This is a genomic window from Vibrio mytili (assembly GCF_049563345.1).
Lineage (GTDB): Bacteria > Pseudomonadota > Gammaproteobacteria > Enterobacterales > Vibrionaceae > Vibrio > Vibrio mytili.
Genome location: NZ_CP110481.1, coordinates 2059557 through 2084230, shown reverse-complemented (window position 1 = coordinate 2084230; position 24674 = coordinate 2059557). Strand labels below are relative to the sequence as shown.

Here is a 24674-nt window from a genome sequence, read left to right as displayed (position 1 = left end):
TTAAAGTGGTGGTTGTGATGGCGCTACGAACTGTGTAGAAGCATCAGTATCGCGTGGATAGGTATCCAAATTTAAGCAAGAGGTTCTATTGCGGCCTTCACTTTTCGCTTGATAAAGCGCTTTGTCTGCCCGTGAGAGCAGGCTACGAATATTATCACCGTGTTGATAGGATGCGACACCAATACTGATGGTCAAAGAGTGACATTGAGGAAATACGTGAGTTTCGATTGCCTGACGTAATCTTTCCGCCAAATCGAGCGAAGTTGTCATGTCTGAATCCTGACATATTACTAAAAACTCCTCTCCACCCCAACGACCGACGATATCAGAGTCACGAACTTTTATAGTCAGCACTATCGATATTTCCTTAAGTACTTGATCTCCGGCGTGATGCCCATAGCGATCATTCACTTGCTTAAAGTAATCAATATCCAGCAACAATATGCCATAGGCGCACTGCTCATTCGTCGCTCTGTTATGATTTTCTAGCAAAACTTGATCTAACTTGAGGCGATTCGGGATGCCTGTCAGGGAATCTGTTTGGGCAAGTTTCTTTAATAGTTCTTTTTCTCTTTTCTGAACTCGGATGCTGGTGGCCGATTCAACTAACTCTTCAGTGCGTGATTTTAACTCTGTAAATAGGCTTTGAAAGTTTCGGTTTAGCCGTTGAATTTCATCGATTCGTGACTCAACGAGTCGTTCCATGCTCCAGTTTTTTCCCAGCTTACTGGTTGCTTCTGTTAAGGCTTCAATGGGAGTTGCGATGCCTTGGGCCAATCGTTTGGATTTCCAATGAAGGTACATAAAAAAGACGACATAGAAGATGATCATCGCCAGAATAGCCAAGTGACCTAAATGGTCAGAGAGTTGCTTTAGGCTGGTGATAGGCGTAAGAAAAGACTCGGTATTCACGAAAGTGATGACCCGCCAGCCTGTTTCTGGGATTAATTGAGAATCGACAATGTAGTTAATGCCGTTCATTTTAATCTCTAATGTCGCATTGCTGTTGCTGAGTAAATAAATTTCGTCGTCTGAGAACGATACGATATGCGATAGGTTAAAGTAGTCAGGTTTTTTAACGGTGCCAGTGACACTACTTTTATACGTGTGGTGTTTTACTTCCTGAAGGTCGAGCAAACGTTCAGCCGCTTCTTGCATGGTTAGAATCGTGCCGTTTGCATCAATGACGAGTGATGCTGACTCCCAGGGGTACTTATGATTTAAGATGTTTTCAACAAATGATTCTACCGTTACATCGAGGCCACTGACTCCCTCTAGGAAGTCCCCCCGATAGATAGGCACGAGGTTTGAGAGCATCCATCCCTGACCTGCAGGGTCTAGATATACCTCTGTCCATACGTTTCCTCTGCTGGGATTATGCGCTTGGTCCGCATCGTAGTAGAAGTTAAATTCTTGCATGTTAAGAACAGGCCCGTATTGAGCGGGAGCGTCTGGCATGAATGGGTACAGCCGGTTCATGTTATCCCAGGTATTCAGGTAGGCTTGAGTCACCGACGGATTGTTATCTACAATGGATTTAAGGAGAGGATCTAGAGACTCGCTGCATTTAGCCTTTAGCGATTCTTTCTCACCAATATGGGTTGAGCTTGAGTAATAGACGCTCGCACCAACAGGGTTTACTTTGTAATAAACCCCGTTTGCATGCGTCGCAAACTCTGGGTTTCCATTCGGGAGAAAGCAGCGGGTTGAACTGAAAAATAATTCATGGTCATACTGCATTATCTTCGCAAGTCTTGTGACTTCTTGGAGGTGCTGATTGACCCGCAGTGCTTCATTGGTTGTGATTTCACGGAGAGATTGTTTTACTTCAGAAATCAGCGCAGAACGGTTTTTATCGGAAATGTACAGGTTGATACCAAAATACAAGGCGAGTAATAACACCTCGATAACCAATAGCGGTATGAGAGAGCTACGTAGGAAATCGCGATAGACCAATGACTGTAGTTTAACTGATTGATTGGTATTCATAACTCAACAAAACCTCGGCAATTCCATTTGTCGATATACCCAAATACCTTAAAACCCAAATGCCTAAAGATGCTTGGTGTAGCGGGAATTACCTGCCTTGCAGACAATTCAATCTTCTGAATTCTGAAGCCGTGGGGTACATTCAGTAAGATACCTTGTTTAGGGAGATTGTCTCAATCATGGGACCTCAATATTATGACATTGGTTAATCTGGAACCCCAATAATACAACTTAAGTTTATTTTTAGAATGTATGAATGATTCTTATTTTTAGGGTAGTGACTATCTGAGCGTGGGATTTAGGTGAGCAGGCGAATAGATTCGTCCAGAAATAAGCCCCCTTCATCGGTAGACCCCTTGTAAATCTCCTCTATACAAACAAGCAAAACACAAACAAAAAAACGGGAGCCTGTGAACGCTCCCGTTTTGCTATTTTAGTGATGTGTTAACGTCGCGACGTTCTATGCCACATGTTCCATCTTTGGGTAAAGCGGCTTTGCGGCTAATAACTCTGGCTCAAAGTCATCGACATTAATTGTATCCAAACGATGTTGTTCTGCGTCTTTTAGAAGCGCGGCTTCCTCTTGAGTGATTATACCTTGCTCTAAACCCTCTTGAGCGACCATATCTAAGCGTAAGAATGGACGGCGTTTGCCTTGTGCTTTGCAGACTTTATCGAACACTGGTTCTGCTTGCAGGATCACAGACAGTGCCAGCTCAATCTTACCTACAGGGTTATGTTCGGTTGGTTCTAAGTACTGACCACGTCCGATACGAGAACGCGTCGCACTTGGCGTTTGTAGAATACGTGCCACCTTGCTGTCTAGTTTATCACTTGGCGCTTTACGTACGCGACCAAATGGCATAATTAAAACGCGCAGTGCACGGCCAATCACTTTATTTGGGAAGTTGGCTAAAAACTCATCTACTGCCGTTTCTGCCTGTTTTAAGCTGTCTTGTAAGCCCCAATGAACCAGAGGCAAATCCTCTATCGGACGGCCATCCTGTTCAAAACGTTTGAGTGTCGCAGAGCTCAAGTACAATTGGCTCAATATATCACCAAGACGGGCAGACAAACGCTCTTTACGTTTTAGTGAACCGCCGAGTACCGCCATCGAAATATCAGACAGCAACGCTAAGTTTGCGCTGTAGCGGTTCAATTGCTGGTAATAACGTTTAGTCGCGTCTTTGGTGGGCGCTGAGGAACCCAGACCATCGCTCAAACCAAACCAAATACTGCGAACTAGATTACTCATAGTAAAGCTGACGTGGCCGGCGAGCGCTTTATCGAATTGCTCTACTGCATCATTTGTCTCAGAGTACGCCGCGTTCATTTCCGCCAGTACGTAAGGATGACAACGAATCGCACCCTGACCGAAGATGATCATAGAACGGGTTAAAATGTTTGCGCCTTCAACCGTTACCGCAATTGGCGACCCTTGATAACCACGCGCCAAGAAATTAGATGGGCCTAAGCAGATGCCCTTGCCACCGACGATGTCCATCGCATCAATAATTGACTGCTGACCGCGGTGGGTACAGTGGTATTTCACTATCGCTGAAATAACCGATGGCTTTTCGCCTAAATCAATTCCCGCGACAGTAAGGTTACTCGCGGCATCCATCACGTAAGCGTTACCACCTAAACGAGCGAGTGGTTCTTCAATGCCTTCCATATGGCCAATTGGTTGTTTGAACTGACGACGAATTCGTGAGTATGCACCAGTCGCCATTGCGGCGGTCTTGATTCCACCCGTTGAGTTTGACGGTAGGGTGATGCCACGGCCTACAGACAAGCACTCAACTAGCATACGCCAGCCTTGGCCAGCCATTTTCTGACCACCAATAATGAAGTCGATAGGAACAAAGATGTCTTTGCCGCGCGTTGGACCATTTTGGAATGGCACATTCAGCGGGAAGTGACGATTACCAATTTCGACCCCTTTTACGTTAGTTGGAATCAGGGCGCACGTGATACCGAGATCTTCTTTGTCACTCAACAAACCTTCTGGATCTCGCAGTTTAAAGGCTAAGCCAAGTACAGTCGCGACAGGGGCAAGGGTAATGTAGCGTTTATTCCATGTAAGGCGCATGCCCAGAACTTCTTTGCCTTCCCATTCACCTTTACACACCACGCCAAAATCAGGAATCGAGCCCGCATCCGAGCCCGCTTCTGGACTGGTCAGGGCAAAACACGGGATTTCTTTCCCTTCGGCAAGGCGAGGTAAGTAGTGATTTCTTTGCTCTTCGGTTCCGTAATGTTGCAGTAGTTCGCCAGGACCTAATGAGTTAGGTACGCCAACGGTAGAAGAAAGCACCCCTGAAACGCCCGTCAGTTTTTGCAAAACTAGAGATTGGGCATAAGCAGAAAATTCTAATCCACCGTATTTCTTCTTAATGATCATGGCAAAGAATTTGTGATCTTTCAGGTATTGCCATACTTCTGGAGGCAAATCGGCCATTTCATGGGTGACTTGGAAGTCATTTACCATGGCACATACTTCATTGACGGGACCATCGAGAAAGGCTTGCTCTTCCGCACTCAGTTTCGGTGCCTGAATTGCGTGCAGCTTTTGCCACTCCGGTTTGCCTTTGAACAGCTCTGCTTCCCACCAAACGGTCCCTGCATCCAATGCCTCTTTTTCTGTTTGAGACATCGCAGGCAAGACTTTTTTGAATAGGGCAAGAGCTTTTCGGCTGATGAGAGATTGACGTATGGTAGGAACGGCAAAGACAGCTACGAGCAGCGCATAAATGCCCCAACCGATAATGTTTACACTGCCAAGGAGTGACAGAACCAGCATTACTAAGGTCAGTGAAGCGACGGATTTTACCAGTGCCATTCGGTGATAGAGCGTGACACTAAGAGTCATTGACAGTGCAACGATTGAGAGCAAGATATCCATATGTATTTCCTTTTCAGACGTTATATGTGTTGTATGTCTGCGATTAGGTAAGAGGTCTAACCAGTTACTGCAAGTGTAACCAATTTATTAACGAAATGTAAAATACTGATTTGGTCAAAAAGTGATCCAAGTAGAGTTAATGTTCTAAATTTATATTGTCAGTGCTGAGTTTGTAGCCAGGTTATGGGGTTTATTTGTGTCAAAAATTCAAATCTGTTGGATCTCTATCGACACTAATTCTTGTTTGTGGGTAAACTCTATACCCAGATACTCTCAATATGTTGGGGTCTGTGAGAACGACTCAGCATCAGAGCCATTTGCACCGGCAAAGCAACCGCATGCCGATGACCGAAATAAAAAAGAGAACCTCCTATGTACCAAGATCTGATTCGAAGCGAACTGAACGAAGCTGCTGAAGTGCTCAACAAATTTTTAAGCGATGACCATAACATTGCGCAAATTGAAGCCGCGGCGAAAATGATTGCCGATTCTTTTAAACACGATGGCAAAGTATTGTCATGTGGTAATGGTGGATCTCATTGTGACTCGATGCACTTTGCCGAAGAGTTGACTGGTCGTTATCGTGAAAATCGCCCAGGTTACGCTGGCATTGCAATTTCAGATCCAAGCCACCTTTCTTGTGTGAGTAATGACTTTGGCTACGACTTTGTATTCTCACGTTATGTCGAAGCAGTGGGACGCAAAGGTGATATTCTGTTTGGCTTGTCGACGTCTGGGAACTCGGCAAACATTTTAAAAGCCATTGAAGCGGCACAAGCGAAAGGCATGAAAACCATCGCGCTGACAGGTAAAGATGGTGGCAAAATGGCAGGCTTGGCAGATATTGAAATTCGTGTTCCGCATTTTGGTTACGCGGATCGTATTCAAGAAATACACATTAAAATCATCCATATCATCATTCAGTTAATTGAAAAAGAAATGGAATAATTCTAGGCAAGAGGTTCATTAAACCATGTGTGAATTGCTCGGCATGAGCGCCAATGTTCCTACAGATATCTGTTTTAGTTTTACGGGGTTGATGCAGCGCGGGGGACGAACAGGTCCACACCGCGATGGCTGGGGCATAACTTTCTATGAAGGAAAGGGGTTTCGAACCTTCAAAGATCCTAAGCCAAGCTGTGACTCTAAGATCGCCGAACTGGTGCAAAACTACCCAATAAAAAGCTGTGCAGTGGTGAGTCATATTCGCCAAGCAAACCGAGGCGGGGTCAATCTCGAAAATACCCATCCGTTCACACGTGAGTTGTGGGGCAAGTATTGGACGTTTGCACATAATGGTCAGTTATCTAACTACCAAGATTTGCATACAGGTGGGCACCGACCGGTTGGAGAAACCGACAGTGAACTCGCTTTTTGTTGGTTGCTGAAACAGATGGAAGATCGTTACCCTGAGCCTCCTCAGGATATGGAATCCGTCTTCCTTTATGTGGCTAAATGTTGCGTTCAGTTAAAAGACAAAGGTGTGTTCAACATGCTGCTTAGTAATGGCGAATTTGTCATGACGTATTGCACCAATCACCTTTATTGGATCACGCGAAGAGCGCCATTTGGCAAAGCTGCTTTGCTTGATGAAGATGTCGAAATCAACTTTCAGGAAGAGACCACGCCAAACGACATTGTGTCCGTTATCGCCACTCAACCGTTAACAGGTAATGAAGAATGGCAACGCATGAAGCCGGGTGAATATGGGCTGTTTCATTTTGGAGAACTGGTGAAAAACAATGCGCATGAGCTCGCTGATGTGCCATTTGCTGCACCAAAACCCGGGAATCAAGCACCGGCTGAGCCGTTAGAGTAAAGATAACCTCTAGAACAACGAAAAAGGCAGTCGTGTGACTGCCTTTTGTTTTTGTTCGGGGTAGGGAGGGTATTTTGTGCTAGGTGGAGAGTGTATTACTCGTCCTCTGCAGCGTAACCGTGCTCGCCGAGTTCTTTTCCGTCCAACCAAGCTTTCCCGTTTTGCATCGACAATCGACCTTCGACTAGCCAGTTAGTCACCATTGGGTAAATTCTGTGTTCTTGAGTTTGAACGCGGGCTGCAAGCGTGTCTGCATCATCGTCAGCAAAGACTGGCACTTTGGCTTGCAGTATTACCGGACCGCCGTCGAGTTCTTCAGTGACAAAATGAACGCTGGTACCGTGTTCTTTGTCCTTAGCGTCAATTGCGCGCTGGTGGGTATGTAGCCCCGGGTATTTTGGCAGTAGCGAAGGGTGGATATTAATCATCTTACCCATGTAATGCAGGACAAATTCACTGCTAAGAATGCGCATGTAACCGGCGAGAACAACGACATCTGGCTGATACTGGTCGATTTGTTTCATGAGTTCCGCATCAAAGGCGTTACGGGAGTCAAATGCTTTAGGATCGACAAAGTGACCATCCACATTAAATTGCTTAGCTCGCTCCAATCCGTACGCGTCTGCTTTGTTTGAGAAAACAGCAGAAACATGCGCGTTGGGCATGCTGGCATCGCAGGCTTCTAGAATGGCTTGCAGGTTACTACCGCTACCAGAAATGAGGACCACTATATTTTTCATGTGTTGAGGCTGCCTTAAAATTGTAGATCCTTTAAAAGTACCTACTATCAAAATGGTTTTCGAGGTTCCAGATAGCAGAATGAGGACCTAGTCATCTAGTATCCTCATTCTTTTCATTTTTTGAGCTTGAATATACCAATGCCAGTAATTTTATTGTCATAAAATTGCGTAGGAAAAATCGCTTAGAGCAAGACAAAATTTGCGGTAACTAGTGGTTCTAATTACAAAAATTATAACGCAGCTATCAGCGATTTTAACCAGCAAGAATGATGAGAAGATTGCTGGAATTGGTATTATAAGTTAGTTGATCTCTACTTGCTCTTCATTTGCTTCAGCTTGAGCGATTTCACCAATGACCCATGCGTTTTCGCCTTCTTCTTTAAGAAGCGCAACGGCTGCGTCTGCTTGGTCTTTTGGTAGGGCGACGATCAGACCAACACCACAGTTAAAGGTGCGGTACATTTCATGCGTCGTAACGTTCCCTTTTTCTTGTAGCCAATTAAAGATAACAGGCCATTCCCAGCTGTTGCCATCGATCACTGCTTTTGTGCCTTCTGGTAAAACGCGTGGGATGTTTTCCCAGAAGCCACCGCCTGTGATGTGAGAAATCGCATGGATGTCATACTTCTCAATCATCTTAAGCGCTGACTTAATGTAAATTTTAGTCGGTTCTAGAAGATGCTCACCAATCGTACGACCAGCTAAATCTTCGTTTTTGTTTGCACCTGACACTTCAAGGATCTTACGGATAAGTGAGTAGCCGTTTGAGTGGGGGCCGCTTGAACCTACCGCGATAAGAGCATCGCCTGCAGCGACTTTTGAGCCATCAATGACGTCTTCTTTTTCGACTACGCCAACACAGAAACCCGCGACATCGTAGTCTTCGCCTTCGTACATGCCCGGCATTTCCGCTGTTTCACCACCGATAAGAGCACAACCCGCTTGAACACAGCCCTCTGCAATGCCAGACACCACATCTGCAGCAGTGTCGACATCCAGTTTGCCTGTTGCGTAGTAGTCTAGGAAGAACAATGGCTCTGCCCCTTGTACGATAAGGTCATTCACGCACATTGCTACAAGGTCAATGCCGATGGTGTCGTGCTTGTCCATATCCAGAGCGAGGCGAAGTTTGGTGCCTACGCCATCAGTACCAGACACTAATACTGGCTGTTTGTATTTAGTTGGCAGCTCACACAGTGCGCCAAAACCACCGATACCACCCATCACTTCAGGGCGACGAGTACGTTTTACGGCACCCTTAATACGATCGACAAGCGCGTTACCTGCATCAATATCTACACCAGCATCTTTATAACTAAGAGAAGAGTTATTACCACTCACAGGGAAGTCCTCGGTATTTAAGTTGGATATGAAAACGGCGCTATTCTACCAGTGCTTAAATACAGATAGCAAACGTTTGCGCTGGTTTTTTTCTTTGGTGATATCGCCTGCTATCTTCGTCAAAATTATGTATAATCTGAAGGTTTATTTAAATATTGCCAACTATAGCCGGAGATGGACATGAAAGTTGTTGAAGTAAAACACCCTCTAGTAAAACACAAAATTGGTTTAATGAGAGAAGGTGATATCAGCACGAAACGTTTTCGTGAGCTAGCGACAGAAGTCGGTAGCCTACTTACTTACGAAGCAACAGCGGATTTTGAAACAGAAAAAGTGACCATTGATGGTTGGAATGGCCCAGTTGAAGTCGACCAAATCAAAGGTAAAAAAGTAACCGTAGTGCCAATCTTGCGTGCAGGTCTCGGTATGATGGATGGTGTACTTGAGCACGTACCAAGTGCGCGTATCAGTGTGGTCGGTATTTACCGTGATGAAGAGACGCTAGAGCCAGTCCCATACTTTAACAAACTGGCCTCAAACATCGAAGAACGTATCGCTCTTGTGGTTGACCCTATGCTTGCAACTGGCGGTTCGATGATTGCAACCATTGACTTACTTAAAGAGCAAGGTTGTAACCAAATCAAAGTGCTTGTTTTAGTGGCAGCACCAGAAGGGATTGAAGCATTAGAAAAAGCGCACCCAGATGTAGAACTTTACACCGCAGCAATTGACCAGAAACTCAATGACAAAGGTTACATTGTCCCTGGCCTAGGTGATGCGGGCGATAAGATCTTTGGTACTAAATAAGCGCGACCTTGATTCTTATAAATTGAATTAAAAACAAAGGCTTGGTTAAAAACCAAGCCTTTTTATATTTGTTTTTGATTGGAAAAAGTGGACCGTTTACTTCTGTTCTTCCATTTGAGCGTTGTCAACGACGTGGTTTTCACCTAGGTCATGAGGTAGCACTAAGTTCAGAATAATTGCCACTATGCCGCACAAACTGACACCCTGAAGACTGAACTCGCCAACGCCGAAAGCCATGCCGCCGATACCAAAAACCAGTGTCACTGCAACAATCACTAGGTTACGAGATTTATGCAGGTCAACATGGTTTTTGATTAAGGTATTAAGACCCACAGTCGCGATAGAGCCAAACAGCAGGATCATGATGCCGCCCATTACAGGCACTGGAATGGTCTGAAGAATTGCACCAAGCTTACCAACCAACGCAAGAACGATAGCGGTAATCGCTGCCCAAGTCATGATTACAGGGTTGAACGCTTTAGTCAGCATCACGGCCCCCGTTACTTCGCTATAAGTCGTGTTTGGTGGTGCACCAACCATAGATGCTGCAATCGTAGCGATACCGTCGCCGGTAATGGTGCGGTGTAATCCTGGTTTTTTCAGATAATCTTTACCTGTCACGTTCGAAATAGCGAGCATGTCACCCACGTGTTCTACGGCAGGAGCAATGGCAACTGGAATCATGAACAGAATCGCATTGATATTAAACTCGGGCGTAGTGAAGTTAGGCATCGCTAACCAAGCCGCTTGTGCCACAGGGGTAAAATCAATTACGCCATAGAATAGTGACACCGCGTATCCAGCCAAAATACCGCCAAGAATAGGAACCAGCTTTAAGAAGCCTTTGGTAAAGACACTGAGCACAATCGTTGTTAATAATGAAACAGAAGAGATAATGATTGCGGCATCACCGTTGACTAGTTGAGCGCCACCGTCACCCGTTTTACCAATCGCCATATTGACGGCAGTAGGTGCTAAGCCGAGACCAATGACCATGATCACCGGCCCTACGACCACGGGAGGTAAAATCTTGTGAATAAAGCCGACACCGCGAACTTTGATCATGGCACCAAGCGCAACATAAACTAAGCCGGCAGCCATCAAACCGCCCATGGTTGCAGCGATTCCCCACGTTTGGATTCCAAACATAATAGGAGCAATAAACGCAAAGGAAGAAGCAAGGAAAATAGGGACAGAACGTTTAGTGATCAATTGGAAGAGAAGAGTACCGACACCAGCACCGAAGAGAGCGACATTGGGATCGAGACCAGTCAGAAGCGGCACGAGAACCAGTGCACCAAAAGCGACAAAGAGCATTTGAGCGCCTTGTAACGCATTTTTCATAATCATTTCCTATTCAAAAAATTTGGCGGATATTAGCATGTAGCAAACGTTTGCAATGCTGTTTAGATCAAAATTTCGCGTGAATTCTACAAAACAGAGGGATGAATTGCGAGTTGTCTTATTACAAATATTTAGAGTATGTGTGTTTTATGCTATTAGGTGATTATTGTGGCTCGTTCGTATAGGGACATAAAACTGATTATCAGGAAATATAAGCTACACAGTATGATAAATTGATAAAATTAATATTAAGTGTGTCATATTTAGCGGTATTTCCTCTGTCACTATCTTGCTCGACCTCTGCGCGTTGCTTATCATTTGTCGTTGTGTTTTAAGGATGAAGAAAACTATGCGCTATTTTGCTCTGTTACTTTTAGGTTGTTTAACTCTCCCCGTACATGCCCTGACGCAAGTGGATATTTATCATGCAGAAGCGGTGATCGACCGTCAGTTGAGCGATGCTGAATCTATGGCTCGTCAACAAGGTATGAAAGATGTTATCGTCCGAGCGACGGGGTCGGATTCCTCCTTACAAAACCCAGTTATTCAAAAGGCGCTGGAGTCAAGCTCACGTTACATTTCTCAGTTGGGTTACGGCCGAGTGGATGGTAAAGCGAGCTTAAAAATGCAGTTCAATGGTACGCAGATACAATCACTCTTGAATCAGGCACAGTTGCCGTCTTGGTCACCTAATCGCGCCAATATTCTTGTTTGGATGGTTGAAGAAGAAAGCTATGATCGCACCATCGCTTGGGAAAACTCTGACTCTCCGAACATTAAAAAATTGCGCCGTGCTGCTGAGACGCGCGGGTTGCCGGTTACGATTCCTGTTGGAGATTTTGATGATGTGACTGGAATAGAGGTCTCTGATGTTTGGGGCGATTTTATCACGCCTATCGCCCAAGCGAGTCAGCGGTATCCGGTAGATGCTTTGCTTATCTTACGTGTGCAAAAGGATACGATACGGTGGACGTTATACGACCAGTCTCCTTCATCCGTCTCTGCTTCTCCTAAGCCACCGCGTAGTGGCTCTGCAACGGGTGAACAGGCGATTAAAGCCATGGTGAATGGTCTTGCTGATTATTATGCGAAAAAGAATGCTGTGGTTGTGACGGAGCAGCCATCCAACGTTTTGGTAATGAAAGTGCGTAACGTTAATTCAGCAACGGATTTTTTCCGTCTAGAAAATACATTGAAGCAGCTCAACTCAGTGGCGAGCAGTGAGATCAAACGAGTTCAGGGGAACGAGCTAACATTAAAACTTCACTTGCTTGCGTCCAAAGATTCTTTTCAGCAGCAAGCCGCTTCTATCTCTCGATTGCATATGATTGATGAACCAGTGGCTGAACTTACTCCTGCGACCGAAATGAAAGGGGAAACTACGATACAAAAAGAGGAGAGGGCGACCTCTACTGAGTCTGCTGATGGAGAAGGGGCGCTTCCTGCTATTGCCGACGTGACTGAGTCGTCTTTAGAAGATAGCCCGTCCCCTGTTCAACCGAGCAAAAAGCCAGTACAAGAGCAGTATGATTTAGTTTATGAGTGGCAGTCGTCGCGAAGCTAAATAGCAATAAAAAAGAGTCGCAATGGCGACTCTTTTTTATCAAAAACTTATGACTAAGCCGACTAATTTAGAAACTTGTCTTTCTCTTCTTTTTCAACTTGGGATAAACGTTTGAGTTTTAGGCCCAGCTCCTTACCTCTCGCTCGGGCAAACAAAATGTTGCCAGCGAAGCCCACAGACGTGAGTAGTAATTCAACCGCAGCTAACCAGCGCTCTCCGTTATCCACATACAAAATGGTTAACGCATGCAAAAAATACAGCATTAATACGAAGTTCGCCCAAGCGTGTGTATAAGGCTTTCCGGCCAAAATTCCAGGCAAAGGAAGCAACAGTGGTATACACCATGCAATTGCCAGAGTCGAGCTGCTTAGGTGTGGGTGCGGGGATAGCACAAGCTGCCAAATCGCGACCCAAGCTAACAGCGATAAATTGCCAAACAAAGCGAGGTAACGATACGTTTTCGCCTGTGTACCTAAGGGGGTTTGGTCTAAATGATCAGACATCGTTGAACTATCCTTGATTTACGCTGGTCTTGAGCTTTAATGCTACGGATGCCAGCCTTTTACCCAATGCTTGTGCGAGGCGTGCTTCTTCGGCGGAAAGGCTCGATGCTTCGCCGACACTGCTTGCACCATAGGGTGTCCCTCCAGACTCCGTAGAGTGCAATTCAGGTTCTGCATAAGGAATACCCAGCACCACCATTCCGTGATGCAGCAAGGGCGTCATCATGCTTTGCAATGTGGTTTCCTGCCCGCCATGCATGGATGACGATGAGGTGAAAACACAAGCTGGCTTATCGATGAGATCACCGCTTACCCATAATGGTGTTGTTTGATCCCAAAAGTGCTTTAGTGGTGCAGCCATATTGCCAAACCAAACCGGGCTGCCGAAAGCGAGACCATCGCATTTTTTCAGTTCCTCTAGAGTAACAATTGGATCGGGCTGAGGCTGTGAGTGAAATGACAATTCTTCAACTGTACGCAAAATTGCTTCGCATTGAGGAGTCGACTCGACTCCTCTTGCTATCTGTCTTGCCAGTTGTCTTGTGCAGCCATGACGGCTGAAGTACAAAATCAGGATCTGGCAATCCATCTATAGAATATCCAGCACTTGCTCTGGTGGGCGACCAATTTTCGCTTTGCCGTTTGCAACCACAACAGGACGCTCAAACAGTTTTGGATTTTGTTCCATGGCTTGAAAAAGTTGCTCGTCACTGACTGATGCGTCCCCTAAGCCAAGATCTTTATAGTCGCTTTCTTTGGTACGCATCATTTCTCGCACTGAAGAAAAGCCGAGTTGCGCATAAAGTGTTTTCAGTTGGTCGACACTTAGCGGGTTGTCTAAATATTTCACGACTTCCGGCGTCACGCCATTCTGTTCTAATAATTCGAGTGTTTGACGGCTCTTTGAGCAACGTGGATTGTGATAAATCACGACTGACATGGTTTTCTCCGTTTCGTTATTGTAATGCCATGAATCGATCTCTTAAGATCATGAGCTGGTCTATTCGAGCATCATATCGTGCCTGTTCTAGACTGCCCAGTTTGGCCATTTTACTTGCTTCACTATAATATTGAATCGCTTTATTCCAGTTTGCACGTAGCGCTAAAATTTCGGCTCGTGCAGCCAGCTCTTCATCGTTACGACCCAGAGCATGATAACTTTGCGAGATGAGCTGCCATCCATTTGCGTCTTCTGGGTTATTATGAGTGTATCTCTGGAGCGTGCGAACCGCTTGCGCATTTTGGTTCGCTTTTATCAAAGCGTTGGCATAATTAATCGTCAGCACTTTATTTTGCGGGTTCCGCGAAAGTGCTTTGCTGAGCATGTCGATTGCCTTCTCTGGTTGATTTTTATCGATGTACAAATCAGACATCGCATCAAGATAAAACGGGTTATTGGGGTCCTGACGTGTCAGCTTGTTTAGCAGCGTTTCCGCTTTGTCTAGGCGTTTAGTATCGAGATAAACCAGCGCTCTTCCATAATCGAACGATGGAACAATATCCGCAGAGGCTTTTTTCTGAGTACGCTCAAACCAACTTAATGCCGCTTGCCCGTCGATTCCTGCATAACGAGCGACGATACGTGCCCGCGCCAAATGATAATCAATCGAGGGAACAACGCGCATTGGTGGATAAGTTTCCGCTCTTTGTCGACTGTCTGCCACACGATCTTCAGGAAGCGGGTGGGTGAGTAACATTGGCGGCAGTTTACTTGCGTAGCGATACTCATCAGCCAAGCGGCCAAAAAAACGTGGCATTGCTTTCACATCGAAACCTGCTTTCGCCAGTGTCGCAATACCAAAACGGTCGGCCTCTTTCTCGTTGGAGCGAGTATAATTGATTTGACTCTGCATGTTTCCTGCCGTCGCGGCGGTAATTGCAGCCATACCAGCTTCTGGTGAGGCAATGGAAAGTAGCAGAGCGCCTGCAAGGGCGGCCATTGTCGCTGGTGAGCGTCTGGCTTGCTCTTCCATGCTACGAGCTAAGTGACGCTGGGTGACGTGTGCTATCTCATGAGCAAGAACCGAGGCCAATTCACTTTCTGTGTGCGCGTGTAAAAAAAGACCGGAGTGCAGCGCAACGTAACCGCCAAAAAATGCGAAGGCATTGATGTTGCGATCCCTTATCATAAAAAACTTAAAAGGTGTTTTTACGTCATTGGCATTGGCGACCAAGCGATGCCCAAGAGTATCGATGTATTGATTAATAACCGGATCATCTATGATCGGTTTGCTAGCTCGGAGCATACGCATGTATGCGTCACCATAAATCAACTCCTGATCGATGGAAAGTGTGCTGCCTGCGGCGGTTCCGATATCGGGTAAATCAATACTATTGGCATAAGAACTAGGCGAACTCATTGCGGCGGCAAGGCATAAGCAAACTAGCGATCGAGTGCGTTTTAACATACGGTTTAAAGGTTCTCCAAAAATACCTACTGCATACGGTTGAAGGCGTATTTCCTCCAGCTGCTTATGGGTATGAATATGCTAACTATAAGACCTGTGATGCACGAATTGGTTTCGTAAATTATTTATATACCCAAGCAACTTTGAGGTGTGGGTCAAATCGTGTCAGAAGTGCTAGCTCCAGCTCAAAAAGCCGTTACAATACAACCCTATCATAAGTGCAGAGCAAAACAATGGAATCGATGTTACTTGATTTACGTGAGGAACGCTGTCCTATGGCACTGTTACTTGCGAAGCGTCACGCTGCTCAAGTCTTTAATGAAGAAACGCAGCATAATCATCAGCTTGTTATTCAAGTGGTGGATCGTAGCTCTAAACAAGACATTGTAAATTATCTACGTACTCAAGGGTACACAGTAGATTGCCAATCTACAGCAGAGCACTACATATTGACCGTTTTCAATAAGGAATCCGAATAAGATGTTTGAAATGGTAAGTCGTTGGTATCAACGTCGATTCTCAGACCCTCATGCCGTCAGCCTTGTCGCGATTTTGCTGTTCGGGTTTATCACCATTTATTTCTTTGGACATTTGATCGCTCCGTTATTGGTTGCCATCGTACTGGCTTATCTACTTGAGTGGCCAGTGGTAAAAATGAGTCGTTTAGGTATGCCACGAACACTATCGGTGATTATCGTTCTGCTGGTTTTTGTCGGTATTATGTTAATCGCTCTGTTTGGTTTAGTGCCAACAATTTGGACACAGGTCGGTAACCTGATTAACGATATCCCCAATATGTACAATGGCTTACAGAAGTTTATTGTGACATTGCCTGAACGTCACCCAGAACTGGCGAACTTAGAAATCGTAGAGACGATTGTGACTAACGCGAAAAATCAGGCACTCGGACTGGGTGAAAGTGTTGTAAAAGGGTCATTAGCGTCCTTAGTCAGCATAGCAACGTTGGCGGTGTACTTGATCTTAGTGCCATTACTGATTTTCTTTTTGTTAAAAGATAAAGAAGAGATGCTCAGTATGGCTAGTGGCATTTTACCGAAGAACCGCAGACTGGCGAACAAAGTCTGGCATGAGATGAACGAGCAAATCTCCAATTACATTCGCGGCAAAGTGCTGGAGATCCTTATCGTCGGTAGCGTCAGCTATGTAACCTTTGCTATTTTGGATTTGCGTTATTCCGCGCTGTTAGCGGTTGCGGTTGGGTTGTCTGTGCTTATTCCTTACATTGGCGCTGCTGCTGTCACGGTACCGGTTGCGATTGTCGGCTTGTTCCAGTGGGGGATGACACCACAATTTTACTGGCTATTGCTCGCGTATGGCATCATTCAAGCCTTGGATGGCAATATATTGGTTCCAGTCCTATTTTCTGAAGCAGTGAACCTTCACCCGGTTGCTATCATTGTGGCTGTGTTGGTGTTTGGCGGTCTGTGGGGATTCTGGGGCGTCTTTTTTGCCATTCCACTGGCAACCTTAGTGAAAGCGGTTTGGCATGCACTACCAAGCCCTGAAGATAACGAGCCCGTTCAAGAGTAAGCCGTTCCTATTGAAGAACAAAGCGCGGAATGCTTCTTTTGATTAGAAGAACGTTCATGAAGAAAAGAAAGCCCAACAAGTGTTGGGCTTTCTTTGCTTAGTTAGCATCGCTTATTTAGTCATTATCGAGCGAACGATTAAGCGTTTTCGTTTAGGTAGTTCAGAACTACCTCATGGTGATCTTTGGTCTTAAACTTATTGAAAACATGTTCAATCACACCGTCTTCATTGATTAGGAAGCTAATACGATGCAAGCCATCGTAGATTTTTCCCATAAAGTGCTACCCTTGGAAATTTATTTTGACTCAATTTATGACGATTTCCATCAAAATCTATCTTTAACAGTGAGATAGGTTAATGACTTCTCTTTTTGAACCTCAATTATAGCAGTTGTCATAATTTTTTGTATATCGGGCTGATTTTGACACTTTTCCAAGCGCAAACTTGTCATAAAAACTAAGGCGTTGCTATAAGTTGATAGTCATTACGATGGCATCGCTTGGTGCTCACATATACACTTGTCCCAAAGCTTGGCTCTGTGAAACGTTTTTGGACAAAAGCGTTTTATTCAATTATCTAAATTAGCTATAAATGAATTAATTCAAGTATGGCAAACACACATAGTTGGCACTAACGAGCATCTACACAATGCATAGCCGCGACAACCACTGAACCCAAGCAAAACGAATGTGCGGAGTATTGAGAATCACTCTTAAATGTTTTCTACCTGTCTACAAGTTGAAATACTCAACGCTTAATTCCCTAGGAGCCTCATCCTTGATGTCATAAATAAAGCTTGCATTGATATTAATACGGAACCCAAATAGTAATTTTGCGATACCATTAATTTTATCTATCTCGACCTCGATAAACTCATGTAGAGACTCAATTTCTTCCATGTGTTGATTATACTCAACTTCATCAATCGATATTGTCATATTAATACCACGCATCTCGTAGTAGCAACTAATGTAAACATCATCACCTGATAGTTTGCTAACTGAATGAATTTCAGGATCTTCGACACCATCCCAGTTGACAACATCTATGTCTAGAACATCGGTTAATCGATCGGAAAATAAGTTTGTTGAAAACAGTTCTGAAAGCTGCGAGTTTTTCATACCTTTAAGGTAATCATCCGTTTCATCGATAAAAAAATCATCAAGTTCATTGATTAGTGCGAGTTTGTCGATCGCGTGATCATCTTTATCAATTTTATCATTAACAAAATCATATAGATTAAGGTATGGGGTAATTTTTGCTTTTATTCCATATTCATCTATATCTTTTTGAAGGTCTGGATGAAATCTTATTTTCTTTTTTTTAACTTCAAAAAAGTCAGATTTATTATTTGTAATAAAGATTATTTCACCATTTATATCCTTTTCTTTCAAGTATTCTAGGAAAGAAAGCCATATCAACGTATCTCGATACCCCTTCTCCTGACCAGTAAAGGGCTTCGTACCTTTCAGCGCTCTATTAACAACTAAAGATTGTGAGATACTTTCGTAATTTATGGAGTCAATCCAGTCTACTTTATTAGACAGGATTTCATTTAAATCATATATATCAACACCCAAGTCATCTGGGGAGAATTTAATTTTTTTGGAGTTAAGTTTCTCCATTTTCTTTACTAATCGTTCAATTTCTAGTACTGATTCTTCGAGTTCTCGATTCCTAATGTTTTCAACTTCTTTAACAACTAGCTCTGAAAGTAACAAATCTTCGTTTTCATTATTTAGATAGTGGAACATAAGTTTAAAGTTTGGGTTATTAGCAAACCAGTTGTTATAAAAAACATTCGTATCCAAGAAAATCTTCACTTACTACTCCAAATTTTAAACCTGATAATTAATAGCTAACGCCGCACTCTTCGGTAAGTTTGTTTAATAGCAGCGGCTGGTTGGGTAATGGATATTATAAATTTAATATCATATCCATTAAACGTATGGTTTGGCCACTTTTCTACAACCAGTGAAATTTTCTTATCCAAAAGTATTTCAGAATATGGCTCACATTGTGAAATAGCCATTTTCATCTTCTTAGACAATGGCTTATTCAAACTAGAGATGCTCAAAGCTTGCGCGATTTCCTCTAGCTTTTCTCGCGCCTGTAGAGATCTAGCATCATCATTCACGTTAACTTTGAGCTTAAGTATATTTGCAACTTCTTCAGTTCCTTCAACGTAGTAAGAAATATTATTCTGAATAACTCCACCACCAAATTCTTCCATTGGTGATGATGCTGACCACTCCTGCTCAAAGACCCTATTGTAGAAGCCAGTATTAAGTCCTTTTTTAAAGAGAAAGTCTTTAGCTTCGTAAGGACTCCAGCCTTGTTCTTTTGGAACTTCCTTTATTTTTTTCTCAGCAGACCTCACTTTAAATATGTATTTGAAGGTCTCCAATAGATCAGAGTGTGATTCTATATTTACTCTGCCAACTTGATTTGACCATCGCTCCAGCGAGCCAAGTTGAACATTAAACAATATTAAAGCGTAGACTTTAGCAATCCACCTATGAAATCCATTTTTTATTTTTGAATTAAGGCTAATGAAAACTTTCTCGTATGTCGTATAAACAAGCGTGACGTAAATAAATGGCAAATAACAAAGAGTCAACAAGGGGGGAACGAAGAAATCATACGCAGTTTTCTCTTTGCTAAACTCACCAAAGTTGGTCGTCAACATGTACAAAGTGTAAATGATTAAAACGACCCCAAATAAAGATAGGCAACGTTCAAGCAGAACCTTTACTTGATGATGCTTTTTATCGGTTTCAGCAATAGCTAACATGGCTACAATTAGTGCTAAAACTGGAGCTAACAGAACCTCAACCCAGAGAGAGAAAGTGTATACACCAACGATAAATTGAAGAATCGCTAGTAGTTTTAAGTTGTCTATGACTGACTGTTTTAAGAAACTTTTATCCTTTTTGATCTGTTCAAGTTTAAACAACGACATGAACCCTACGGAAGCGCACCAAAAAACGGTGTTTTTGAGCTGTTCTGCATTCCATAGACCTAAATCGGAAAGCCAAGAAATGACAATCGCCATATAAGCGATCATTAAACAAAGGACAGTAATTATCTGTTTTACAAAGAAAGCTGACAGCACCTCTTTAAAACAGCTCCTGACCTCAGCCATTCTAGAAGATGACGATATGTAAATCGTAATTGCCAACAGCCATAACGAAATTGCAATTTCTCGATTGTTAAGTATATCCACGAGCTTCCTTTTGAATTTGACGCTTTCTAGGGGGAATTTCTCTACATGTGCTTTTGTTCTATCTTCCTCGCCATAGGTAAGCAACTCAAGGATTATTAGAAAGTTATGTGATTATTGTAAGGGTGTAAGAGGTAGATTGCAGAAAGGTTCCGTATAATCCTATCCCTCCATGCCATTACTTCTAGTAAGGCAAAGAGTGATGAATAACATGTAAATGAGCTTTTACTCTAAACCGAAATGGGGCAGAACTGTTTTAGCTGGTAGTTTCGTTCTCTATCTGAATTCTGTGACTGACTAAGTGGTAGCGCCTTACGATTAAGTGAATAATCATTCATGAGAGGGCTAGATGAAGACGTCAAATTGAACGTATTAAATAGCTACTTACTCAACTAAATTGGAAAATGAATGATCTACCGTTCTGCTAGCATCTGAAGCAATGTGCGGTTTTGTTGTGCTTAGTTCAGAGAGAAGACATGCTTGTCCCCATAGCGCTTGATTATTAAACGTGCGCTTAGTTTCTAGTATACCTAACCCTGAAGCTTATTCAGCGCTTTGATCATAGCGTAAGTCTCGCCAACTTGAGCGTTGTAGTTTCTCAGACTTACTTTCCCACCTAACAACTGTTTCACTCGATACATTGCTGTCTCTGATAGCGACTGCTTGTGATAGTCATTAGGCATGAAGCTACGACAATTGAGGGGTGTAGCCGATCAGATCGTAACTTCTTGATTTAGTTCCATCGATTTAAGCAACAAAGCCAAGGAGCATTCTTCTTTTAAAATTCATTAAGGTTCATCACAGATTGATGAAAAGTTTTTCTAATCTAACTTTTTTTGTTCACCCATCCAAATTATTGATTATTCGATAAATAATCATAAGTTCATCACGATTCACCACGGGTTGATGAAAAGTTTTCGTAATCTACAACTATCTACTGAGACGCCATAAGATTCGTAGTTCACACACGTTTAGTGGGATAAGCTCATTACAGCGACCGAGAATACGATTATAAGTGTTTCTTAGAACTGGAAAGCAACCGAGAAGGATACCTTCCTAGTTGTCTCACGGAAAAGGGCAATGACGAGTCAGCTAGTGAGAACAACTTAGCGATAGAGTTGTATAGGATTTACCAATCATCAGGATCATGAAGATTCGCTTGTTCACGGCTTACAGCTTTGTCTTGAATGTGTAGCTCAAGATCTAGTGATGACAGCAGGCGCATCAGACTTTCGATACTGGAGGAAGCAGGATCACGTTCAATTTTCGATACCGTTGTCTGTTTTAGGCCAACAATATCTCCGACTTTGGTTTGGTTGCGCCTTTGATTCCTTCGTACATCACGCAAGTATATTCCTAACTGCTTAGGACTTGTTATGAGCATATCTGCCTCCAATGTAAACTCCCTCCCCCCACACAGAGGATATTAGCACTTTATCCCCTTCAGGGGTTAAAGTTAATTTTACCCGCGTACAGGGGTAATTAGTCATAGCTAAGATTGAGAGGTTTGACTGGGCAAGGATTCTAGAAAATGCTTAGTATTTTCAAACACACCTATGGACAAAACACTGTTACAACGCCTACTAGAATCACTCCGACAAATGGAATTGGAGTATCTAATGAGTTCAATTTAGGCGCAATGAGACCTATTGCTTAACCAGATTACTTCACCGAAAGAAAAGTGTAGAATTTACAGCTATATAGATGGAGGCTTTATGGCTGTAAAAGAAAGGTTAATAGATATTTTCAATAGTAAGGCTGCTGGGCCGTTCCTATTTTTAGGCTCTGGCTTTTCTAGACGATACTTAGGCTTGGAAGATTGGAAAGGGTTACTGACGCGCTTTTGTGTAGCAGGGAAGCCTTTCGAGTATTATCTAGCATCGGCAGATGGAAATTACCCAAAGATTGCTAGCCTCCTTGCTAAAGACTTTAATGAATACTGGTGGTCAGCTCCAGAGTATAAAGCCAGTGTCGAGCGATATAAGTCCAAAATTGTAGACCAAACCTCAGCATTGAGGATTGAAATTGCGGTTTATCTATCAACTTTGAATCAAGACAAAGCAAAAGAGTCAGGTTATCAGCAAGAAGTAGAGCTTCTAGCGAACTTAAATGTTGATGGAGTGATTACAACAAACTGGGATATGTTTATTGAACAGCTTTTTCCTGAATACACCACTTACGTTGGTCAGGAAGAACTGCTCTTTTCCAATCCACAAGAAATTGGCGAGATATACAAAATTCATGGTTGCTCAACTAATGCAGACTCATTAGTCCTAACAGACTCAGACTATCAAGACTTTAACGAGAAGAACACTTACTTAGCAGCAAAATTAATTACATTGTTTGTTGAGCACCCTATCGTATTCATTGGATACTCCATTTCGGATGAAAATATTAGCAGCTTGCTCAAAGCTATCTCAAACTGCATCGGTAAAGATAACATTGAAAAGTTGCGCCAAAACTTAATATTCGTACAACGATTGAGCGCAGGTGAAAAGCCTAACATCTCTGATACCTACCTCTCAATTGATGGCATTCAAATACCCCTTATTCTCGTAAAAACTGATGACTATTCTCCAGTCTACGAGGCTATTGATGCAACTAAAAGAAAGATACCCGCTAGAGTTTTACGATACTGCAAAGAGCAACTATACGAGTTGGTGCAATCCTCTGAGCCTGAGAAAAAAATATGCGTCGTTGATATTGATGAAATAGAGAGTAAAGACGATGTGGAGTTTCTCGTTGGCGTCGGAGTAGCGACTAGTCAGCCAGTTGGGCCTTCTATCTTGGGCTATGAACAAGTATGTGTAGCAAACCTGTATCGAGACATTCTCCATGATGATGGTGGTTATGATTGCGAACAGGTATTGACACATGTCGCTCCCCGCGCATTAAAAAATTCACCAAACGTCCCTATCTTCAAGTATCTCAGACAGTTAGGAATTGATGATAGAGACGCGTATGAGGCATCTGACTACACTTTGGATAAAGCAATTAACCGTGATTTTAAGAAGTTAGGCGTAGCCTCGTATAAGAAGTCCTTTTTTAGGAACTATCGTCACTCATCATTACAGGATATTATTGATAAATGCACTGCGGAGAACGCTTCAGCATATATTCCTTATCTATCCGCAGAGAAAGTTGATTTGGACTTATTGCGCCAATTTCTACTTGATAATGAAGATAAGCTCGATTACAAAGTTTCAAGTTATGCGAGCAACTTTAAGAAATTAGTGTGTTTATACGACCGCATGAAATGGGGCTGGAAATAAACAACATACCCAAAGGGTTGGAGTGGTGCGGGAATTTATGTAGCTTAGTTCCCGTATCTAACAAATTTTGGGGCAGAAATGAGTTTGTCAGTATCGACCCCATTTTATCCTAATCAGTAAGAAAGCACTGTTCTTAAAGAACCCTACTTTTTTGCTGTTCTACCATATAACCTTAGATGTGTGTTACACCTTCAGAGGCTCATAACAATATTTATTGGCTAGTGACTGCTCTTGATTGCTCTGAGTTTCACTCTCATTCAATAATTCACCAATGATTTCTAGCTCAAGACTTTTATCTGTTAAATCTGAAGTTAATGCCAATAACTTACTGTTTATCTGGGGGTTGAACGAGTGGTGCTCTCGTTTTAGCCGCTCTAGGATTTCCTGCTTTTTCAATATAAGGACTTTGTCTTTTTCTAACCGTTCACGGTGCGAATCAATGCTACGAAGGCTCTCACCAACACCTTCTAGGTCGATGGATTTTTGTAATTCAAATAGAAAAAGAGCTTCGAAAGAAGCATTGACCGTACCTTTCGAGTTAAGACGCTTTACCAATCTTTGTTTTTCTAAACGATACAGATGGTTATGCATGCATTTACGCATTTCTCGCTCGCTTTTTTCTGGAAATAGCTTCGTGAGTATCAACAAAAGTTCTTTTGTTGAAAAAGTAGATGGTAGATGACTCGAAATGAGCCTTATAAAATCAACTTGTTTCATCATTACGTGTATAGTGTTTGAAATGAAAACCCACTGGTCTGACTCCCATCAGTAGCCAGTGGGTAGGTATACAGTCAAGGTATCAGCGGCAAACTGGCTTAACTGTGTGATAATACAATCACAAAACACACTATAGTGTGTTTTGTTCTTTTCTACAAGAATGAATGAAGAATAAGATTGCGATTGAGTTTGGTGAAAAACTCTCAGAACAAAGAAAAAAGACAGGTCTTTTACAGAAAGAACTGGCTGTACAGTGCGGCTTTAGTTTGAACTATATTGGTGTACTTGAACGCGGTGAAAAAAACGTGACTTTAGAAAAGGTGTTTACGATATCTAAAGCACTCAAATGTTCTATCTATGATTTGATTCCAGATGAAGATTAAGCCCAAGACGTATGCATCAATTTACTACATAAATATAGCTATTTTGACGACTTACATAAGCTGTACTAACTCATACACGATCTGACAGATTTTATTATACAGTGTGAC

General features: G+C 43.0%; 21 protein-coding genes and 2 pseudogenes. 8 read left to right on the top strand and 15 right to left on the bottom strand.

Features of this window, described 5'->3' with window-relative positions:
- Both ONE56_RS09570 and fadE read right to left on the bottom strand, forming a co-directional pair.
- Positions 1–1989, bottom strand: coding sequence for a sensor domain-containing diguanylate cyclase (locus ONE56_RS09570; protein WP_423839746.1), 1989 nt, complete (start codon positions 1987–1989; stop codon positions 1–3).
- A 460-nt stretch (positions 1990–2449) separates the two neighbouring features.
- Complete coding sequence (fadE, locus tag ONE56_RS09565) at positions 2450–4894, bottom strand: acyl-CoA dehydrogenase FadE (protein WP_423839745.1); 2445 nt, start codon at positions 4892–4894, stop codon at positions 2450–2452.
- A 372-nt stretch (positions 4895–5266) separates the two neighbouring features.
- On the opposite strand from fadE, the gene lpcA reads away from it, so the two are divergent.
- Both lpcA and ONE56_RS09555 read left to right on the top strand, forming a co-directional pair.
- Positions 5267–5842: a D-sedoheptulose 7-phosphate isomerase gene (gene lpcA / locus ONE56_RS09560; protein ID WP_041156046.1), complete on the top strand. Its 576-nt coding sequence runs from the start codon at positions 5267–5269 to the stop codon at positions 5840–5842.
- A gap of 25 nt (positions 5843–5867) precedes the next feature.
- Positions 5868–6713, top strand: a complete 846-nt coding sequence (locus ONE56_RS09555) for a class II glutamine amidotransferase (RefSeq protein WP_423839744.1) — start codon at positions 5868–5870, stop codon at positions 6711–6713.
- A gap of 95 nt (positions 6714–6808) precedes the next feature.
- On the opposite strand, the gene purN is transcribed toward ONE56_RS09555, so the two are convergent.
- Both purN and purM read right to left on the bottom strand, forming a co-directional pair.
- Complete coding sequence (purN, locus tag ONE56_RS09550; protein ID WP_423839743.1) at positions 6809–7453, bottom strand: phosphoribosylglycinamide formyltransferase; 645 nt, start codon at positions 7451–7453, stop codon at positions 6809–6811.
- Positions 7454–7753: 300 nt separating this feature from the next.
- Complete coding sequence (purM, locus tag ONE56_RS09545; RefSeq protein WP_423839742.1) at positions 7754–8794, bottom strand: phosphoribosylformylglycinamidine cyclo-ligase; 1041 nt, start codon at positions 8792–8794, stop codon at positions 7754–7756.
- 180 nt (positions 8795–8974) lie between these two features.
- Between purM and upp the strand changes: the two genes are divergently transcribed.
- Complete coding sequence (upp, locus tag ONE56_RS09540; RefSeq protein ID WP_041156049.1) at positions 8975–9601, top strand: uracil phosphoribosyltransferase; 627 nt, start codon at positions 8975–8977, stop codon at positions 9599–9601.
- 96 nt (positions 9602–9697) lie between these two features.
- On the opposite strand, the gene ONE56_RS09535 is transcribed toward upp, so the two are convergent.
- Positions 9698–10945: a uracil-xanthine permease family protein gene (locus tag ONE56_RS09535; protein WP_331437743.1), complete on the bottom strand. Its 1248-nt coding sequence runs from the start codon at positions 10943–10945 to the stop codon at positions 9698–9700.
- A gap of 349 nt (positions 10946–11294) precedes the next feature.
- Between ONE56_RS09535 and ONE56_RS09530 the strand changes: the two genes are divergently transcribed.
- On the top strand, positions 11295–12509 hold the full coding sequence (locus tag ONE56_RS09530; protein WP_423839741.1) for a DUF2066 domain-containing protein: 1215 nt from the start codon (positions 11295–11297) through the stop codon (positions 12507–12509).
- A 62-nt stretch (positions 12510–12571) separates the two neighbouring features.
- Here ONE56_RS09530 and ONE56_RS09525 read toward each other — a convergent pair whose 3' ends face one another.
- From ONE56_RS09525 to ONE56_RS09510, 4 genes are read right to left on the bottom strand one after another with little or no spacing between them, the layout of a single operon-like run.
- Positions 12572–13012: a DUF2069 domain-containing protein gene (locus tag ONE56_RS09525; RefSeq protein WP_423839740.1), complete on the bottom strand. Its 441-nt coding sequence runs from the start codon at positions 13010–13012 to the stop codon at positions 12572–12574.
- A 7-nt stretch (positions 13013–13019) separates the two neighbouring features.
- Positions 13020–13601: an NAD(P)H:quinone oxidoreductase gene (gene wrbA, locus ONE56_RS09520; protein WP_041156052.1), complete on the bottom strand. Its 582-nt coding sequence runs from the start codon at positions 13599–13601 to the stop codon at positions 13020–13022.
- Positions 13602–13952: an arsenate reductase (glutaredoxin) gene (gene arsC / locus ONE56_RS09515; RefSeq protein ID WP_041156053.1), complete on the bottom strand. Its 351-nt coding sequence runs from the start codon at positions 13950–13952 to the stop codon at positions 13602–13604.
- A 16-nt stretch (positions 13953–13968) separates the two neighbouring features.
- Positions 13969–15420, bottom strand: coding sequence for a M48 family metalloprotease (locus ONE56_RS09510; RefSeq protein WP_423839739.1), 1452 nt, complete (start codon positions 15418–15420; stop codon positions 13969–13971).
- Positions 15421–15662: 242 nt separating this feature from the next.
- On the opposite strand from ONE56_RS09510, the gene ONE56_RS09505 reads away from it, so the two are divergent.
- Complete coding sequence (locus ONE56_RS09505) at positions 15663–15899, top strand: sulfurtransferase TusA family protein (RefSeq protein ID WP_041156055.1); 237 nt, start codon at positions 15663–15665, stop codon at positions 15897–15899.
- Between the two features lies 1 nt (position 15900).
- Positions 15901–16971: an AI-2E family transporter gene (locus ONE56_RS09500; protein WP_331437741.1), complete on the top strand. Its 1071-nt coding sequence runs from the start codon at positions 15901–15903 to the stop codon at positions 16969–16971.
- Between the two features lie 137 nt (positions 16972–17108).
- Here the strand turns inward: ONE56_RS09500 and ONE56_RS09495 are convergent.
- From ONE56_RS09495 to ONE56_RS09475, 5 genes and pseudogenes are all read right to left on the bottom strand, one after another.
- Positions 17109–17249, bottom strand: a pseudogene (locus tag ONE56_RS09495) (thioredoxin-dependent thiol peroxidase); the annotation flags it as partial.
- 453 nt (positions 17250–17702) lie between these two features.
- The gene (locus tag ONE56_RS09490) at positions 17703–18794 is read right to left on the bottom strand and encodes a PIN domain-containing protein (RefSeq protein ID WP_025793007.1); all 1092 of its coding nucleotides are present in this window, start codon (positions 18792–18794) and stop codon (positions 17703–17705) included.
- 35 nt (positions 18795–18829) lie between these two features.
- Entirely contained in the window at positions 18830–20197 is a 1368-nt protein-coding gene (locus tag ONE56_RS09485; RefSeq protein WP_025793009.1) for a hypothetical protein, read from the bottom strand.
- A 527-nt stretch (positions 20198–20724) separates the two neighbouring features.
- A pseudogene (locus ONE56_RS09480) lies at positions 20725–20865 on the bottom strand (IS5/IS1182 family transposase); the annotation flags it as partial.
- Positions 20866–21323: 458 nt separating this feature from the next.
- A complete protein-coding gene (locus ONE56_RS09475) occupies positions 21324–21578 on the bottom strand; it encodes a helix-turn-helix domain-containing protein (RefSeq protein ID WP_025793011.1) in 255 nt (84 codons plus the stop codon).
- Positions 21579–21909: 331 nt separating this feature from the next.
- On the opposite strand from ONE56_RS09475, the gene ONE56_RS09470 reads away from it, so the two are divergent.
- Positions 21910–23466: an SIR2 family protein gene (locus ONE56_RS09470; protein ID WP_025793012.1), complete on the top strand. Its 1557-nt coding sequence runs from the start codon at positions 21910–21912 to the stop codon at positions 23464–23466.
- Between the two features lie 183 nt (positions 23467–23649).
- On the opposite strand, the gene ONE56_RS09465 is transcribed toward ONE56_RS09470, so the two are convergent.
- Positions 23650–24186, bottom strand: coding sequence for a hypothetical protein (locus ONE56_RS09465; RefSeq protein ID WP_139351508.1), 537 nt, complete (start codon positions 24184–24186; stop codon positions 23650–23652).
- 161 nt (positions 24187–24347) lie between these two features.
- On the opposite strand from ONE56_RS09465, the gene ONE56_RS09460 reads away from it, so the two are divergent.
- Positions 24348–24566 carry a helix-turn-helix domain-containing protein gene (locus tag ONE56_RS09460; protein ID WP_025793016.1) on the top strand — a complete coding sequence of 73 codons (219 nt, stop codon included), beginning with the start codon at positions 24348–24350 and terminating at the stop codon, positions 24564–24566.
- The last annotated feature ends 108 nt before the right edge of the window (positions 24567–24674 follow it).

Bases quoted from the DNA above. Each gene is read 5' to 3' on its own strand.
- upp (WP_041156049.1), top strand. From the start codon at position 8,975: ATGAAAGTTGTTGAAGTAAAACACCCTCTAGTAAAACACAAAATTGGT.
- ONE56_RS09510 (WP_423839739.1), bottom strand. From the start codon at position 15,420: ATGTTAAAACGCACTCGATCGCTAGTTTGCTTATGCCTTGCCGCCGCA.
- purN (WP_423839743.1), bottom strand. From the start codon at position 7,453: ATGAAAAATATAGTGGTCCTCATTTCTGGTAGCGGTAGTAACCTGCAA.
- ONE56_RS09470 (WP_025793012.1), top strand. From the start codon at position 21,910: ATGGCTGTAAAAGAAAGGTTAATAGATATTTTCAATAGTAAGGCTGCT.
- ONE56_RS09460 (WP_025793016.1), top strand. From the start codon at position 24,348: ATGAAGAATAAGATTGCGATTGAGTTTGGTGAAAAACTCTCAGAACAA.
- ONE56_RS09465 (WP_139351508.1), bottom strand. From the start codon at position 24,186: ATGATGAAACAAGTTGATTTTATAAGGCTCATTTCGAGTCATCTACCA.
- ONE56_RS09555 (WP_423839744.1), top strand. From the start codon at position 5,868: ATGTGTGAATTGCTCGGCATGAGCGCCAATGTTCCTACAGATATCTGT.
- wrbA (WP_041156052.1), bottom strand. From the start codon at position 13,601: ATGGATTGCCAGATCCTGATTTTGTACTTCAGCCGTCATGGCTGCACA.
- ONE56_RS09505 (WP_041156055.1), top strand. From the start codon at position 15,663: ATGTTACTTGATTTACGTGAGGAACGCTGTCCTATGGCACTGTTACTT.
- fadE (WP_423839745.1), bottom strand. From the start codon at position 4,894: ATGGATATCTTGCTCTCAATCGTTGCACTGTCAATGACTCTTAGTGTC.
- arsC (WP_041156053.1), bottom strand. From the start codon at position 13,952: ATGTCAGTCGTGATTTATCACAATCCACGTTGCTCAAAGAGCCGTCAA.
- lpcA (WP_041156046.1), top strand. From the start codon at position 5,267: ATGTACCAAGATCTGATTCGAAGCGAACTGAACGAAGCTGCTGAAGTG.
- ONE56_RS09475 (WP_025793011.1), bottom strand. From the start codon at position 21,578: ATGCTCATAACAAGTCCTAAGCAGTTAGGAATATACTTGCGTGATGTA.
- ONE56_RS09530 (WP_423839741.1), top strand. From the start codon at position 11,295: ATGCGCTATTTTGCTCTGTTACTTTTAGGTTGTTTAACTCTCCCCGTA.
- ONE56_RS09525 (WP_423839740.1), bottom strand. From the start codon at position 13,012: ATGTCTGATCATTTAGACCAAACCCCCTTAGGTACACAGGCGAAAACG.
- ONE56_RS09500 (WP_331437741.1), top strand. From the start codon at position 15,901: ATGTTTGAAATGGTAAGTCGTTGGTATCAACGTCGATTCTCAGACCCT.
- ONE56_RS09570 (WP_423839746.1), bottom strand. From the start codon at position 1,989: ATGAATACCAATCAATCAGTTAAACTACAGTCATTGGTCTATCGCGAT.
- ONE56_RS09535 (WP_331437743.1), bottom strand. From the start codon at position 10,945: ATGAAAAATGCGTTACAAGGCGCTCAAATGCTCTTTGTCGCTTTTGGT.